The following is a 15,465-nucleotide window of genomic DNA, read 5'->3' on the forward strand; positions in this document are numbered from 1 at the left end:
AAAGAAGAAGACATGAGTTCCAGCCATCGCATCGGCGTGGCACAGGGAACGGCGCTGTACGTCGGCGCGGTCCTCGGCGGGGGCGTGCTCGCACTGCCCGCCCTGACGGCCCGTGAGGCGGGTCCGGCCTCCCTGGTGGCCTGGGCCCTGATGGTCGCCTTCTGCGTCCCGATCGCCAGCGCGTTCGCCTCCCTCGGCATGCGCTACCCCGACGGCGGCGGGGTCGCCACCTACGCCGCCAAGGCGTTCGGCCCCCGCACCTCCGCCCCCGTGGGCTGGCTCTTCTACTTCGCCGTCCCCGTGGGCACGGCGAGCGCCGCCATCGTCGGCGGCTCCTACGTCGCCGACGCCCTCGGCGGCGGCTACCTGATGTCGCTCGCCGTGGCGGCCACCCTGCTGTTCGGCGCCTACGTCAGCAACTGGCTGGGCCTGAAGCTCTCCGGCGGGCTGCAACTGCTGCTCGTCGGGATGCTCGCCGCCCTCATGGTGGTGGCCATCGCCGTCGCCGCACCGGACTCGCACAGCGAGAACTTCACCCCGTTCGCCCCGCACGGATGGCTCGCCGTCGGCCACGCCGCGACCCTGCTCTTCTTCGCCTTCTCCGGCTGGGAAGCGGTCTCCCACCTGTCCGGCGAGTTCTCCAACCCGCGCCGCCAGCTGCCCATCGTCACCGGCCTGACCGTCGTCGTCGTCGCCGTCCTGTACCTGGGCGTGGCCACCACGTCGATGGCCGTGCTCGGCTCGGACCCGGAGCGCGGCTCGGTGCCGCTGACCCTGCTCCTGGAGCGGGGCATCGGCGACTCCGCCCGCGCCGTCACCGCCGTGGCGGCCGCCCTGCTCACCTTCGCCACCGTCAACGCCTACATCGCGGGCGGCTCCCGGCTCGGCGCGGCCCTCGGCCGGGACGGCGACCTGCCCCGCGCACTCGGCAAGGGCAACCGCGCGGGCGAGATCCCCAAGCGCAGCCTCGTCGTCCTCGCCTCGCTCACGGCCGTCCTGCTGATCTGCGCCGCCGTCCTGGACATCCGGCTCGACCCGATCATGACCGCGGCCTCGGCGTGCTTCGTCGCGGTGTACGTCGCCGGGCTCTCGGCCGCGGTCAAGCTGCTGCGCGGCAGCACCTTCGGACGGCTGGGCGCGGTCGTCTCGCTCGTCGCGGTCCTGGTCGTCTTCTGCTTCTTCGGCTGGTACCTGCTGCTGCCCGTGGGCCTCGTCATCGGCGCGAAGGTCTTCCAGCACTTCACGGGCGAGGGCGGGCCCGCGGCCGGGCCGGACGCCGTGGACGCGGCCGAGGCCGCCGAGGAGAGCCGCCCGTCCTCGGAACCGGTCGCCGGCTGAACCACACGGGCCGCGCCCGAGCGGCCGGCCCGTCCGGCGGAACATCCACGACCACTGGGGGAACACACATGAAACGCACCACGGGGGCGCTCCGCGTCGCCCTGCTGGGGCACGGCACCGTGGGCGCCGAGACGGCCCGCGCCCTGACCGGGCGCACCGCCGAACTGGCCGCCCGGATCGGCACACCCGTCGAACTCGCCGGGATCGCCCTGCGCCGGCCACGGACCCTGCCCGGCATCGACAGCTCCCTGATCACCACCGACGCCCAGGCCCTCGTGTCGCGGGGGGACATCGACGTGGTCGTCGAGCTGATCGGCGGCGTCGAGCCGGCCCGCTCACTGGTCGTCGCGGCCATGGAGGCCGGGGCGTCCGTGGTCACCGCGAACAAGGCGCTGATCGCGAGCGAGGGCGTCGACCTGCACCGCATCGCCCGCAAGCAGGGCGTCGGCCTCGCCTACGAGGCGGCCGTCGCGGGCGCGGTGCCGGTGCTGCGCCCGCTGCGCCAGTCGCTGGCCGGCGACCGGCTGCGGCGGGTGACCGGCATCGTCAACGGCACGACCAACTTCATCCTGGACCGGATGACCGGGTCGGGCGGCACGTTCCAGGGCGCCCTGCACGAGGCCCAGCGCCTCGGCTACGCGGAGGCCGATCCCACGGCCGACGTCTGCGGCGCGGACGCCGCGGCGAAGATGGCGATCGTCGCACGCCTCGCCTTCGACACCGAACTGCCCTTCGACGACGTGCACTTCGAGGGCATCACCCACATCGGCCCGGGCGACATCGCCCATGCCGAGGCCAACGGCTGTGTGATCAAACTCGTCGGGATCTGCGACCGCACACCGGACGGCGTCAACGCCCGTGTCCACCCCATGCTGATCCCGCGGGACCACCCGCTGGCCGGGGTCCGGGACGCGAACAACGGCATCCTCGTCGAGGCCGAGGCGGCCGGCGAGCTGATGTTCCACGGGGCGGGGGCGGGCGGCCTCGCCACCTCCAGCGCCGTACTCGGCGACCTCGTGGAGCTGTGCCGCGACCGGGTCGCGGGGACGGGCACGGCACCGGCCGACTTCTCCCAGGTGCTGCCCGTCAGACCGGTGGCACAGGTGGCCGCCCGCTACCACGTCAGCATGTTCGTCACCGACGAGCCCGGCGTTCTCTCGCAGGTCAGCGCGGTCTTCGCCGAGCACGGGGTGTCGCTGGAGACCGTACGGCAGGAGGGTCTGGGCGCCGAGGCCGAGCTGGCGCTCGTCACCCACCGGGCCACCGACGCCGCCGTCACCGAGGTGCTCGCCCGGCTCCGCAGACACCCCTCCACGCGGGGTGTCATCCGCAGCATCCGTCTCCTGGACTCCCGGAAGGGGCCCGCGAGTTGAGCACCGAACTGCGTGCTCCGGCCCCCTCCGCACCCGAGACCGAGGTCGCCGTCGGGAGCCGGGGCCGCTGGATCGAGCACTGGGAACCGGGCGACGCCGCGTTCTGGCGGGACACCGGGCGACGGGTGGCCCGGCGCAATCTGATCTGGTCGGTTCTCTGCGAACACCTGGGCTTCACCGTCTGGACGCTGTGGAGCGTCGTCACCGTGGAGCTCTCGGACCGGCACTTCACCGCCGACCAGCTCTTCTGGCTGGTCGCGCTGCCGAGCCTGGTCGGCGCGGTGCTGCGGATCCCGTACACCTTCGCGCCCGCCCGGTACGGGGGCCGCAACTGGACCGTCGTCAGCACCCTGTTGCTGCTGGTCCCGGCGATCCTGCTGGCCCTCGCCCTCTCCGATCCGGCGACGCCTTACTGGTTCTTCCTGGTGTGCGCGGCGAGCGCGGGTGCGGGCGGCGGCAACTTCGCCTCCAGCATGGCCAACATCACGCACTTCTACCCCGACTCCCGGCAGGGCGCGGCCCTCGGCCTCAACGCCGCGGGCGGCAACGTGGGTGTCAGCTCGGTGCAGTTGGTGATCCCGTTCGTCATCGCGACCTTCGGGCTCACCGCCGCCGGTCTCGTCTGGATCCCGCTGGTGCTCCTCGCCGCGCTCGGCGCCCTGCTGGGCATGGACAACCTGCGGACGGCGGGCGCGGCACCGGAACGGCGGTTCGCGGCGGCCAAGGCGGGCCAGACCTGGCTGGTCGCCGTCCTCTACATCGGTACGTTCGGTTCGTTCGTCGGCTTCTCGACCGCGCTGCCGCTGCTACTGACCGTGGAGTTCCCGCACACGGCCGCCGTCCACTACGCCTTCCTGGGCGCGCTCATCGGCTCGTGCGCCCGGCCGCTGGGCGGCATGCTCGCCGACCGGTGCGGCGGGGCCGTCATCACGCTGGTGAACTTCCTGTGCATGGCGGGGAGTTCCCTGCTGGCCTGGGCCGCCCTGCGCACGCACTCCTACAGCGGGTTCCTGCTCTCCTTCCTGCTGCTGTTCCTCACCGCGGGCATCGGCAACGGATCCACGTACCGGCTGATCCCGTCCCTCTTCATCGCCCGCGCCCTGCGTGCCACCGGCCCCGGGGACGCCGGGGAGCGCCGCGCCCAGGGGCGCCGGACGGCGGCCGCCGCGCTCGGGCTGGTCTCCGCCGTCGGCGCGCTGGGCGGCTTCCTCGTCAACCGGGCACTGGGTACGTCGATCGGCGCGACCGGTGACTCCGGGTCCGCGCTGCTGGCCTTCACCGCCTACTACCTGCTGTGCACCGCCCTGACCTGGGCCTGCTGGCGGCAACTGCGCGGCGGGGAACGGGAACGGGCCGACGATGAGTGAGCCCGTAGCGGTGACCGGCCCCGGACAGCAGGGCACGGCCACCCACTGCCCCTACTGCGCCCTTCAGTGCGGCATGTGGCTGCGCACCGACGACACGGGCCGCACCACCGTCGCCCCCCGTGACTTCCCCACCAACCAGGGCGGCCTGTGCCGCAAGGGCTGGACCGCGGCCGAACTGCTCCGGCCGGAGCGCAGGCTCACCACCCCGCTGGTCCGGCGCACCCCCGGCGGCCCCTTGGAGGAGGCCGACTGGGACGAGGCGCTGGAGCGGGTGGTCAGCGGCGTCCGGCGGATCCAGGACCGTGCGGGCCGCGATGCCGTGGCCGTCTTCGGCGGCGGCGGTCTGACCAACGAGAAGGCCTATCTGCTGGGCAAGTTCGCCCGGGTCACGCTGCGCACGGCGAGCATCGACTACAACGGCCGGTTCTGCATGTCCTCGGCCGCGGCGGCCGGACTGCGCGCCTTCGGTCTGGACCGGGGCCTGCCCTTCCCGCTCGCCGACGTGGGCCGCGCCGACACTCCGGAGGAAGTCTTCGAGGAGCTGCGGCGGGCCGCCGCCGGGGGGCCCGCGGACTACTCGGGGATCACCTACGACCGTATCGACGCCGAGGGCGGGGTGTTCTGGCCGAGCCCGGCCACCGACGGGACGGCCCTCAGGGCCGGGGCCGAGGGCGAGGATCGCGCCGGCACCGAGGCGGACACCTCCCGGGACTCCCGGACCGGCGCAGACACCTCGCCGGGCTCCCAGCCCCACTCGGACACCTCCCGGGACTCCGGGCCCCGGTCGAGCACCCCCCAGCGCTCCGCCCCCGGCGCCGGCACCCCCCGCATGTTCCTCGACGCCTTCGCCCACCCCGACGGCAGGGCCCGCTTCGTCGCCGTGCACCACACTCCGCCGGCGGAGGAGCCCGACGAGCGCTACCCCCTGAACCTGACCACCGGACGGATCATGCAGCACTACCAGAGCGGTGCCCAGACCCGCCGTGTCCCCGAACTGGCCGCCGCGGCCGGTGGACCGCAGGTGGAGATCCACCCCGATCTCGCCGCCCGGCACGGCATCGCCGCGGGGGACCGGGTGCGGGTGGTGAGCCGGCGCGGGGCGACCGAGGCGGACGCCAGGATCACCACGGCGGTGCCGCCGGACACCCTGTTCATGCCGTTCCACTGGGGTGGCGCACAACGGGTCAACTCCGTGGTGGGCGACGCCCTCGACCCGGTGTCCCGGATGCCGGAGTTCAAGGTCTCCGCGGTGCGGCTGGAGCGCGTGGGATGACGCCGAAGCGCGTAGTGATCGTCGGGAACGGCATGGCGGGCCACCGCGTGGCGCAGGAGACGCACCGCCGCGACCCGCTCCTGCGGACCACCGTCGTCGGCGGTGAACCCCGGCACGCCTACAACCGGGTCCTGCTCACCAACCTGCTGGCCGGCCGGGCCACCGAGGAGAGCATCGGACTGCCCGCGCTCTCCTCGGACGTCCGCGTGCTCACCGGCCGGACGGCACTCGCGCTGGACACCGCCCGGCGGACCGTGACCCTCGACGGCGGGGACGTCCTGCCGTACGACCGGCTGGTGCTGGCCACCGGCAGCACCCCCTTCGTGCCGCCGCTGAAGCGGATCGTCCGCGACGACGGCGGCCTCGTGCCGGGCGTCGTGCCCTTCCGCACCCTGGAGGACTGCCGGCACATCATGCGGCTCGCCGGTCCGGGGACCCGCGCCCTCGTCCTGGGCGGCGGTCTGCTCGGCGTCGAGGCGGCACGCGGTCTCGCACAGCGCGGTCTGGACGTGCAAGTGCTGCACGCGGCCTCGCACTTGATGGAGCGTCAGCTGGACGTGCCGGCCGGCCGGATGCTGGCCGGCTCCCTGGGGGGGCTCGGCATCAGGGTCCTGACCGGGATCGACGTGGTCGGCGGACGGCGCGGCGACGGCGACACGTTCACCGGCGTCGAGCTCGCCGACGGCCGGAGCGTCCCGGGTGACCTCCTGGTCGTGGCGTGCGGCACCCGGCCCGACATCGCCCTGGCACAGTCCGCGGGGCTCGCCACGGGCCGTGGGGTGCTGGTGGACGAGTGGATGCGGACCGGCGACAGTCGCGTGTACGCCGTCGGCGACTGCGCCGAGTACGCGAACACCGTGTCGGGTCTGGTCGCCTCGGCCTGGGAGCAGGCCAGGACCGCGGCCGCCGCACTGACCGGCGACCCGGACGGCCTCCCCTACCGCCCCGCCCCGCCGGTCGCCCGGCTCAAGGCGGCGGGAATCGAGCTCGCCGCCCTGGGCGACCCGGACGCCGGGGAGGACCCGGACCCGGAGCGCGAGGTCGTCACGTACACCGACACCCGGCGCGGGGTCTACCAGCGGATCGTGCTCCGCGACGACCGGGTCACCGGCGCGGTCCTGCTCGGCGACACCTCCACCGCCGGCGTCGTCACCCGGCTCTTCGACCGCCAGGAGGCGGCACCCCGCGACCGCAGGCTGCTGCTCTTCCCCGAACTCGCCGACACCGCCTGCGGCGGCCCGGCCGCCCTCCCGGACGACGCGGTCGTCTGCCAGTGCAACGGCGTCACCAGGGGCGCGCTGCTGCGCTGCCGGGCGGAGGGCGCGCGCGACCTCGCCGCCGTCGCCCACCGGACCAAGGCCACCACGGGCTGCGGCGGCTGCACCTCCGACGTCGAGGAACTCCTGCGGTCGCAGGGCGCGCAAGCCCCGACGGCACACCAACCCGTAACGGAAAGGCAGGACCACGCATGACGCTCGTCGTGCAGAAGTACGGCGGCTCCTCGGTCGCCGACGCCGAGTGCGTCCAGCGCGTCGCACGGCGTGTGGCGGCGGCCCGGGAGGCCGGCCACGACGTCGTCGTGGTGGTGTCCGCCATGGGCGACACCACGGACGAGCTCCTCGACCTGGCGGACCGGATCAGCACCGGCCCGGCGGGCCGTGAACTGGACATGCTGCTCACCGCGGGCGAGCGCATCTCCATGGCGCTGCTCGCCATGGCCGTCACCGAACTCGGCCACCACGCCACCTCGTTCACCGGTTCCCAGGCGGGTGTCAACACCGACGCCGCGCACGGCAGGGCACGGATCGTCGACGTGGCACCCGACCGGATCCGCACCGCCCTCGCGGCCGGGTCCGTCGTCATCGTGGCGGGCTTCCAGGGCATCGCCCAGGACACCCAGGACGTGACGACCCTGGGCCGCGGCGGCTCCGACACCACCGCGGTCGCCCTGGCGGCGGCCCTCGACGCCGACCTGTGCGAGATCTACACGGACGTCGACGGCGTCTTCTCCGCCGACCCGAGGATCGTGCCCACCGCCCGTCTCCTGCCCGCGCTCAGCTACGACGAGATGCTCGAACTCGCCGCCCACGGGGCCAAGATCCTGCACTCGCGCTGTGTGGAGTTCGCCAAGCGCTACCAGGTACCGCTGCGGGTGCGCTCCTCGTTCGCCGACGACATCGGGTCCTACGACCTCACCTCCGCGCACGCGGGCACCCACATCACGTCCGCCGGCCCGGACCTCACGGAAGGCACAACGGACCACGCCATGGAAGACCCCCTGATCTCCGGGATCGCTCACGACCGGAGCCAGTCGAAGATCACCGTCCTCGGCATCCCCGACAAACCGGGGGCCGCCGCCACCGTGTTCACCGCGCTCGCCGGCGCCGGCTGCGACATCGACATGATCGTGCAGAACGTCTCCGCGGAGGCCACGAGCTGCACCGACATCTCCTTCACCCTCCCGGCGTCGGCGACCCCGGCCGCGCTGGAGGCCCTCCAGGGCGTCGAGGCGAACATCGGCTTCCTCGGACTGCGCCACGACGACCGTGTCGGAAAGCTCTCCGTGGTGGGCGCCGGAATGCGCTCCCACCCGGGAGTGTCGGCCACGCTCTTCTCGGCCCTGGCCGAGACCGGCGTCAACATCCAGATGATCTCCACCTCGGAGATCCGTATCTCGGTCGTCGTGCACGTCGACGACCTGGAGGCCGCGGTCGGCGCCGCGCACACCGCGTTCGGTCTCGACAGCGAACAGATCGAGGCCGTGGTGTACGGAGGCACCGGACGATGAACGAGCCCTGCACATCGCTGGCAGCCGGCACGGTCCGCGAGGCCGCCCTGGCGGCCCGGTCCGCCGCCGACCGTCTCGCCACCACCACCGGAGCCCAGCGCGACGCGGCCCTCACCGATATCGCCGCCCGGCTCACCGCCCGGGTCCCGGACGTCCTGGCGGCGAACGGGAAGGACCTGGCCGCCGCCCGCGCGGGCGGACTGCCGGACGCGGTGCTGGACCGGCTGACGCTGGGCGCGGCGCAGATCGAGGCGCTGGCGGCCATGGTGCGCGATCTCGCGGACCGGCCGGACCCGCTCGGCGAGGTCACCCACGGGGCGGTGATGCCCAGCGGCCTGGAGGTACGGCAGATCCGTACCCCCATCGGGGTGGTCGGCATGATCTACGAGGGACGCCCCAATGTCACCGTCGACGCGGGCGTGCTCTGCCTCAAGAGCGGCAACGCGGCCCTGCTGCGGGGCTCCTCGACCGCCCGCCACACCAACGCCGCGCTGATCGACGCCATGCGCGAGGGGATCGCCGACGCGGCACTGCCGCCGGACGCCCTCCAGGCGGTGCCGGGCACCACCCACGCCTCGGTGCACGAGCTGATGTCCCTCACCGGCCTGGTGGACGTGCTGATCCCGCGGGGCGGCCGCGAGCTGATCCGGACCACGGTGCGCGAGTCCGCCGTGCCGGTGATCGAGACGGGCGTGGGCAACTGCCACGTCTACGTGGACGAGCACGCCGACGTGGACATGGCGCTGAGCATCCTGCTGAACGCCAAGACCCAGCGCCCGTCGGTCTGCAACGCCGCCGAGTCGCTGCTGGTGCACGCCGCCGTCGCCCCCGCGTTCCTGCCGCGCGCGCTGGCGGCGCTGGCCGAGCGGAACGTGACCGTGCACGGCGACAGGCGGGTGCGGGCCTACGACCCGGCGGTGGTGGCCGCCACGGACGAGGACTGGGGGCGGGAGTATCTGTCCCTGGACATCGCGGCCGCGGTCGTGGACTCGATGGAGGCCGCCGTGAACCACATCCGGCTGCACGGCAGCGGCCACACCGAGGCGATCGTCACCGACTCCCAGGCGGCGGCCCGCCGCTTCGTCGCCGCGCTGGACACCGCGGTGGTGGCGGTCAACGCCTCGACCCGGCTGGCCGACGGCGCGGAGCTGGGCCTCGGCACCGAGCTCGGCATCTCCACCCAGAAACTGCATGCCCGCGGCCCGATGGGCCTGACCGCGCTGACCACCACCAAGTACGTCCTGACCGGCGACGGCCACATCCGGGGCGCGTCCCCGACGATGCCGGGCCTGAGCTGCGACGTCCTGGAAGGGCCGGATCCCGGAGCCCGGTGACGTCGGCGGCGGGCCACGTCACGCCGCCACGCCGGGCGCGGTGAATCCACACCCGCCCGGGCGTTCAATGCTCGCTTATGCCCGTTTTCCCCTGCAATGTTCGGGTGTGACTCACGCCAGTACCCTCGCACCGCCCGCCGTCACACACACTGCCGCCCGGCGGGCCGCCCCTCGCGCCCCTCTCGCGGCGACGCTCGGTACGGCGCTCGGCCTGTTCGCGCTCGCCCGGCTCACCGGCGTCGCCGTGCTCGCGGCGACCGCCTGGGCCACCGGGAACCGGCCGCTGATCCTGCTCGGGCGGTCCTGGGACTCCCGGTGGTACCTGGGCATCGCCGAGCACGGCTACGGCCGCGCCCTGCACGTCCCCCCGGACCTGGTCTTCAGCGACCTGGCCTTCTTCCCGCTGTACCCGGCGCTGGTCCGGGTGGTGACCGCGCTGAGCCCGCTGAGCGGCGGCGCGGCGGGCCTGCTGGTCTCCTGGACCGCCGCGGCCGTCGCCGCCGCCGGCCTCTACGCACTCGGCGCACACCTCCACGGCCGGGCCGTCGCCGCCACCCTCGTACTGCTCTGGGGCCTGCTGCCGCACTCCGTCGTGCTGTCGATGGCGTACACCGAACCCCTGCTGACCGCGTTCGCCGCCTGGTCGCTGTACGCCGTGCTCACCGGCCGCTGGCTGTGGGCGGGCACGCTCGCCACGCTGGCGGGGCTGGCTCGGCCGAACGGGTTCGCGGTCGCGGCGGCGGTGCTGGTGACCGCGGCCTGCGAGATCGGGAGGCGGCGCGGAAAAGTTACCCACAGGCTGTGGACGGGCGCCGCGCTCGCCCCGCTCGGCTGGTGCGCGTACGTGCTGTGGGTCGGGCACCGCAAGGGCGACCTGCTCGGCGGCTACTTCGAGGTACAGCGCCGGTGGGGCTCACGCTTCGACTTCGGCCGGGGCTCCCTGCGCCTCGTGCGCCGGCTGCTGCTCCAGGGCGACCGGCTGGTCTTCCCCATGGCGCTGCTGATCGTCGCGGCGGCGGTCGTGCTGTACGCGCTGCTGCTGGCCGACCGCGCCCCGCTGCCCCTGCTGGTCTACAGCGGCGTACTCCTGCTGATCACGCTGGGCGGCTCGGGCTTCTTCGCGTCGAAGCCCCGTTTCCTGCTCCCCGCCTTCCCGCTCCTGCTGCCGCTCGCGCGAGCGCTGGTGCGGACGGCGAGAGCCCGGCCCTGGCACGCGGCCGTGATGGCCGGCGCCCTGGCCGGGCTCTCGTTCGGCTACGGCGCGTATCTGGTCGTACTCGCCGATACGCCCCTGTAGTCAGGTGCCGAGGGTGGCTGAGGGAGGCTGAGGAACCTACTCCTCGTCCTCGGGCTTCTCCGCGTCATTGACCTCCTGCTCGAGGCCGAGCTGCTCGACAAGCCACTTGTCGAACTCGATGGCGGCGCGCACCCAGCTGACCGTCGAGGAGACGAAGTGCTCCAGGCTGACGCCGGTGCCGATCAGCATCTGCGCCTCGCCGATCAGACGGACGGTGCCGTCGTCATGGGTGTGCGTGTAGACCTTGGGCCACAGGGTGCGGCGGTTCCAGTCGTCGATGGACTCCAGCAGCTGCGGCTTCTCGTCGATCTGGTGGGGCCGGTCGTAGAACGTCCGCACCGAGAAGACCTGCTGGTCACCCTCGCCACGGAACATGAAGTACGTACGGAACTGCTCCCACGGTGCTGCGAGGTCACCCTCTTCGTCGACGACGTACTTCAGCTCCATCTGTTCGAGGAGCTGCTTCACGAGGTCCTGATCCGGGACGACGGGACCCGCCGGTCCTTGGGGCTGCGGCTCGGGCTGCTGGCCCCCGAAGTTCGGAATCGAGGACGGATCGATGGTCATACTCGAAGACTCCTGCGGTCGTCTGGCTCGTCCGGCCAGGGTGGAGACCAGACGTATACACCCACCCTCTCTCTCTTGACCCACGACCGGCAACCTCCTCCGTCCACGAGCCTGCCCTGCGTGACCGCTCAGCGACCGGAGCGCCGGAATCCGGGATCCAGCCCCTCGCCTCGTCGAAGTTCCAGGAAGAACTGACGCGCGCCGTCCTCGGGAGTCGACTCGACACTCACTCTCAACACGGCACCCATCGCTACAACGTCTTGCCGGTCGCCGGTCCGACGATCAGACCGTCCCCGAAGGCGTCCACCCGGACCGTGTCGCCGTCCTTGACCTCGCCGGAGAGGATCTCCTTGGCGAGGCGGTCGCCGATGGCGGTCTGGACGAGGCGGCGCAGGGGCCGGGCACCGTACGCCGGGTCGTTGCCCTCGTCGGCGAGCCAGGCCAGGGCCTCGTCGGTGACCACCAGGGTGAGGCGGCGTTCCGCGAGGCGTTTGGCCAGCCGGTCGATCTGGAGGCGGGCGATCCGGCCCAGCTCGTCCTTGTTCAGGGCCGAGAAGACGACCAGGTCGTCGAGGCGGTTCAGGAACTCCGGCTTGAAGCTGGTCCGCACCACCTCAAGGACCTGTTCCTTCTTCTCCGACTCACTCGTCATCGGGTCGACCAGGAACTGGCTGCCGAGGTTCGACGTCAGCACCAGGATGGTGTTGCGGAAGTCGACGGTGCGGCCCTGGCCGTCCGTCAGACGCCCGTCGTCGAGCACCTGGAGCAGGATGTCGAAGACCTCGGGGTGCGCCTTCTCCACCTCGTCAAGGAGCACCACGCTGTACGGCCGCCTGCGGACGGCTTCCGTCAACTGGCCGCCCTCCTCGTAGCCGATATAGCCGGGAGGCGCGCCGACGAGACGGGCGACGCTGTGCTTCTCGCCGTACTCGCTCATGTCGATGCGGATCATCGCCCGCTCGTCGTCGAAGAGGAAGTCGGCGAGCGCCTTGGCGAGTTCGGTCTTGCCGACGCCCGTCGGGCCGAGGAAGAGGAAGGAGCCGGTGGGGCGGTCCGGGTCGGCGATGCCGGCCCGGGTGCGGCGTACCGCGTCGGAGACCGCCTGCACGGCCTCTGCCTGGCCGATCAGCCGGCGCCCCAACTCCTCCTCCATGCGCAGGAGTTTCTGGGTCTCGCCCTCCATGAGGCGGCCGGCGGGGATGCCGGTCCAGGCGGCGACGACGTCGGCGATGTCGTCCGGACCGACCTCCTCCTTGACCATGGTGTCCTTGGAGACCTCCTCCTCGGCCTGGGAGGCTTCCGCCAAGTCCCGTTCCAGGGTGGGGATCTCGCCGTAGAGCAGCTTGCTGGCGGTGTCGAAGTCGCCGTCGCGCTGGGCGCGTTCGGCCTGGCCGCGCAGATCGTCGAGGCGTTCCTTCAGCTCACCGACGCGGTTGAGGGACTGCTTCTCCTTCTCCCAGCGGGCGGTCAGACCCCGCAGCTCCTCCTCCTTGTCGGCGAGATCGCGGCGCAGCCGCTCCAGGCGCTCGCGGGAGGCCGGGTCGGTCTCCTTCTCCAGGGCGAGCTCCTCCATCTTCAACCGGTCGACGGCGCGCTGGAGTTCGTCGATCTCCAGCGGTGAGGAGTCGATCTCCATACGGAGGCGGGAGGCGGACTCGTCGACGAGGTCGATGGCCTTGTCGGGGAGGAAGCGGGAGGTGATGTACCGGTCGGAGAGGGTGGCGGCGGCGACGAGGGCGGCGTCGGCGATCTGGACCTTGTGGTGGGCCTCGTAGCGGCCCTTGAGTCCGCGCAGGATCGCGATCGTGTCCTCGACCGTCGGCTCGGCGACCAGCACCTGCTGGAAGCGGCGCTCCAGCGCCGGGTCCTTCTCGATCCGTTCCCGGTACTCGTCCAGCGTCGTCGCGCCGACCATGCGCAGCTCACCGCGGGCGAGCATGGGCTTGAGCATGTTGCCGGCGTCCATGGCGGAGTCGCCGCCGGCCCCGGCGCCCACGACCGTGTGCAGTTCGTCGATGAAGGTGACGATCTGTCCGTCGGAGGCCTTGATCTCGGCGAGGACGGTCTTGAGCCGCTCCTCGAACTCACCGCGGTACTTGGCGCCGGCGACCATGGCGCCCAGGTCGAGGGCGACGAGCCGCTTGTTCTTGAGGGACTCGGGCACGTCCCCCTTCACGATCCGCTGGGCGAGTCCCTCGACGACGGCGGTCTTGCCGACGCCGGGCTCACCGATGAGGACCGGGTTGTTCTTGGTACGCCGGGACAGGACCTGGACGACCCGCCGGATCTCCTGGTCGCGCCCGATGACGGGGTCGAGCTTGCCCTCGCGGGCAGCGGCGGTGAAATCGGTGCCGAACTTCTCCAGGGCCTTGTACTGACCCTCCGGATCGGGTGTGGTCACCCGGCGTCCTCCCCTGGCCTTCTGGAACGCCTCCTGCAACTTCCTGGCGTTCGCGCCCTGCGAGGAGAGTACGTCCGCGGCCTGGCCGCCCTTCGCGGCGATGCCCATGAGGAGGTGTTCGGTGGAGAGGTACTCGTCACCGAGGTCCTTGGCGCGGGCGCCGGCGTCGGCGACCACGGCGAGCAGGTCGCGGCTGGGCTGCGGGGGCGCGACGGTGGATCCGGTCACGCTGGGGAGTCCGGCGATGATCTTCTCCGCGCCGACCCGCACGGCGGCCTGGTCGGCCTCGACGGCGGCGAGAAGATCGACGATGTTCTCGTTATCCTGCCCCTGGAGCAGAGCAAGGAGCAGGTGAGCGGGGGTGAGATCCGGGTGCCCCTCGGTGGCGGCCCGCTTCTCGGCCGCGTTGATCGCGTCCCGGCTCCGGTTGGTCAGCTCGGCGTCCACGTGTCCGTACTCCTCCTCGATGTCGGCTCTCCCTGGACTGACTCAGTCAACGTACACAAAGTTGAGTCTATTCCACTCAAGGTGGCGCTCGGGAGCCCTGGAGGGACTAACTTCCGGGCTATGACGACACCCGTGCCGACTCCCATGACGCCGCCCTCCCAAAACCTCCCGGCCCTCGACGAGCCGTATCTCAGCTTCTGGCGGGAGCGGCACCTGTGCACGCTGACGACCCTGCGCCCGGACGGCAGCCCGCATGTCGTGCCGGTCGGAGTGACATACGACGTGGAGGCCGGACTTGCTCGGGTGATCACGAGCGGGTCCAGCAAGAAGGCGCGGAACGTGCTGGCGGCCGGGCCGGAGGGGGCGCGGGTGGCGGTGTGCCAGACGGCGGGCCGGCGGTGGGCGACGCTGGAGGGGCGGGCGTACGTCCGCACGGACCCGGAGCGGGTCGCGGAGGCGGTGCGGCGGTACGCCGAGCGCTACGAGCGGGTGCCGCGGCCGAATCCCGCGCGGGTGGTGATCGAGATCGAGGTGACGCGGGCGCTCGGTCACGGGTGAGGACGTGTGAGCGATCTTTTCCGGCCAGTGATCGATTGGGTGGATACCCGGAAATGTCTCCAGAAACTGCAGCGGCGTCACCGTGTTCAGGTCACGGTGACGCCGCTGCGGGGGGAAGCACCTGCGCGATCTGTTACGACGGGGGAATCGCGTCAGGCACTGCGGGGGGTGGCTGGGATGGCCCGTGAGGTGGGGGATTCCGGTTCCACCAGCCGATGGTCTCGTTGGTCAAGATTCACAAAGATCATTCCGTACCGAATGGCACACCGCACTGGCTGCGGCGCCCCCCGAGGCCGCCGCAGACACCGGTACGCCCGCAGGTCCTCGTCCTCGTCCCGCGTGACGACCACCGGCTCACCGAACACGGTCACCATCAACGAGTCACCGGCGTGGGGGATCGCGGTGACCAGGTCGATGAAGTGCCAGCCGGAGCGGTAGGCCGTGGCCATTTCGCGACGGAAGGAGCGGTCGTCGGGGGGAGTGGTCATGACTCGATGGCCCAGCTGCTGTCATCGGTGGACCAGGAACTGTCCGCCGGAGTGTCTCCGGCCACAATCACCCAGCTGCTGTCCTTGGGCGCCGCCGCCACCGTTGTCGTACGCCAGCTACTGTCCTGCGCGCTGTCGGCCTTCGTTCCCGCGAAACCGCTCAGTGCTCCGACGGCCACGACGGTGGAGAAGGCGGCGGCAAGCACCGAGCGAAGCATTCTCTTATGCATAGTC

13 protein-coding genes are annotated in these 15,465 nt (G+C 72.1%); 9 read left to right on the forward strand and 4 right to left on the reverse strand.

The window, feature by feature from the left end; genetic code table 11:
• Positions 1-12 precede the first annotated feature (12 nt).
• The 8 genes from TN53_RS12520 (at position 13) to TN53_RS12555 (ending at position 10,770) form a co-directional block, all read left to right on the forward strand.
• Positions 13-1,338, forward strand: a complete 1,326-nt coding sequence (locus TN53_RS12520; protein ID WP_063774673.1) for an APC family permease — start codon at positions 13-15, stop codon at positions 1,336-1,338.
• Between the two features lie 68 nt (positions 1,339-1,406).
• Positions 1,407-2,711 (forward strand): homoserine dehydrogenase, encoded by a 1,305-nt coding sequence (locus tag TN53_RS12525; protein WP_046247596.1) that lies wholly within the window; start codon positions 1,407-1,409, stop codon positions 2,709-2,711.
• The gene (locus tag TN53_RS12530; RefSeq protein WP_234308124.1) at positions 2,708-4,078 is read left to right on the forward strand and encodes an MFS transporter; all 1,371 of its coding nucleotides are present in this window, start codon (positions 2,708-2,710) and stop codon (positions 4,076-4,078) included. Before TN53_RS12525 ends, TN53_RS12530 begins: the two co-directional genes overlap by 4 nt.
• Positions 4,071-5,351 carry a molybdopterin oxidoreductase family protein gene (locus tag TN53_RS12535; RefSeq protein ID WP_095046163.1) on the forward strand — a complete coding sequence of 427 codons (1,281 nt, stop codon included), beginning with the start codon at positions 4,071-4,073 and terminating at the stop codon, positions 5,349-5,351. Before TN53_RS12530 ends, TN53_RS12535 begins: the two co-directional genes overlap by 8 nt.
• On the forward strand, positions 5,348-6,823 hold the full coding sequence (locus TN53_RS12540) for an FAD-dependent oxidoreductase (RefSeq protein ID WP_052742241.1): 1,476 nt from the start codon (positions 5,348-5,350) through the stop codon (positions 6,821-6,823). The genes TN53_RS12535 and TN53_RS12540 overlap by 4 nt, the downstream gene beginning before the upstream one ends.
• Positions 6,820-8,139: an aspartate kinase gene (locus tag TN53_RS12545; protein ID WP_046247598.1), complete on the forward strand. Its 1,320-nt coding sequence runs from the start codon at positions 6,820-6,822 to the stop codon at positions 8,137-8,139. The genes TN53_RS12540 and TN53_RS12545 overlap by 4 nt, the downstream gene beginning before the upstream one ends.
• Positions 8,136-9,473, forward strand: coding sequence for a glutamate-5-semialdehyde dehydrogenase (locus TN53_RS12550; protein WP_046247599.1), 1,338 nt, complete (start codon positions 8,136-8,138; stop codon positions 9,471-9,473). The genes TN53_RS12545 and TN53_RS12550 overlap by 4 nt, the downstream gene beginning before the upstream one ends.
• Positions 9,474-9,579: 106 nt before the next feature.
• Positions 9,580-10,770, forward strand: coding sequence for a mannosyltransferase family protein (locus TN53_RS12555; protein ID WP_234308125.1), 1,191 nt, complete (start codon positions 9,580-9,582; stop codon positions 10,768-10,770).
• 36 nt (positions 10,771-10,806) lie between these two features.
• Here the strand turns inward: TN53_RS12555 and TN53_RS12560 are convergent, their stop codons facing one another.
• Positions 10,807-11,337, reverse strand: coding sequence for a YbjN domain-containing protein (locus tag TN53_RS12560; protein WP_046247600.1), 531 nt, complete (start codon positions 11,335-11,337; stop codon positions 10,807-10,809).
• A gap of 250 nt (positions 11,338-11,587) precedes the next feature.
• The gene (gene clpB / locus TN53_RS12565) at positions 11,588-14,185 is read right to left on the reverse strand and encodes an ATP-dependent chaperone ClpB (protein ID WP_046247601.1); all 2,598 of its coding nucleotides are present in this window, start codon (positions 14,183-14,185) and stop codon (positions 11,588-11,590) included.
• A gap of 120 nt (positions 14,186-14,305) precedes the next feature.
• On the opposite strand from clpB, the gene TN53_RS12570 reads away from it, so the two are divergent.
• A complete protein-coding gene (locus TN53_RS12570) occupies positions 14,306-14,743 on the forward strand; it encodes a pyridoxamine 5'-phosphate oxidase family protein (RefSeq protein WP_095046164.1) in 438 nt (145 codons plus the stop codon).
• A 152-nt stretch (positions 14,744-14,895) separates the two neighbouring features.
• Here TN53_RS12570 and TN53_RS12575 read toward each other — a convergent pair whose 3' ends face one another.
• Together TN53_RS12575 and TN53_RS44970 are read right to left on the reverse strand one after the other, a co-directional pair.
• A complete protein-coding gene (locus tag TN53_RS12575) occupies positions 14,896-15,231 on the reverse strand; it encodes a hypothetical protein (RefSeq protein WP_046247603.1) in 336 nt (111 codons plus the stop codon).
• Positions 15,228-15,449 (reverse strand): hypothetical protein, encoded by a 222-nt coding sequence (locus TN53_RS44970; RefSeq protein WP_095046165.1) that lies wholly within the window; start codon positions 15,447-15,449, stop codon positions 15,228-15,230. The genes TN53_RS12575 and TN53_RS44970 overlap by 4 nt, the downstream gene beginning before the upstream one ends.
• Between the last annotated feature and the right edge of the window lie 16 nt (positions 15,450-15,465).

Source organism: Streptomyces sp. WM6386 (assembly GCF_000972385.1).
In the GTDB taxonomy this organism is placed as follows: domain Bacteria; phylum Actinomycetota; class Actinomycetes; order Streptomycetales; family Streptomycetaceae; genus Streptomyces.

Coding starts and splice junctions, on each gene's coding strand:
- TN53_RS44970 (WP_095046165.1), bottom strand. CDS start 15,449: ATGCTTCGCTCGGTGCTTGCCGCCGCCTTCTCCACCGTCGTGGCCGTC.
- TN53_RS12520 (WP_063774673.1), top strand. CDS start 13: ATGAGTTCCAGCCATCGCATCGGCGTGGCACAGGGAACGGCGCTGTAC.
- TN53_RS12570 (WP_095046164.1), top strand. CDS start 14,306: ATGACGACACCCGTGCCGACTCCCATGACGCCGCCCTCCCAAAACCTC.
- TN53_RS12535 (WP_095046163.1), top strand. CDS start 4,071: ATGAGTGAGCCCGTAGCGGTGACCGGCCCCGGACAGCAGGGCACGGCC.
- TN53_RS12540 (WP_052742241.1), top strand. CDS start 5,348: ATGACGCCGAAGCGCGTAGTGATCGTCGGGAACGGCATGGCGGGCCAC.
- TN53_RS12545 (WP_046247598.1), top strand. CDS start 6,820: ATGACGCTCGTCGTGCAGAAGTACGGCGGCTCCTCGGTCGCCGACGCC.
- TN53_RS12575 (WP_046247603.1), bottom strand. CDS start 15,231: ATGACCACTCCCCCCGACGACCGCTCCTTCCGTCGCGAAATGGCCACG.
- TN53_RS12560 (WP_046247600.1), bottom strand. CDS start 11,337: ATGACCATCGATCCGTCCTCGATTCCGAACTTCGGGGGCCAGCAGCCC.
- TN53_RS12525 (WP_046247596.1), top strand. CDS start 1,407: ATGAAACGCACCACGGGGGCGCTCCGCGTCGCCCTGCTGGGGCACGGC.
- TN53_RS12550 (WP_046247599.1), top strand. CDS start 8,136: ATGAACGAGCCCTGCACATCGCTGGCAGCCGGCACGGTCCGCGAGGCC.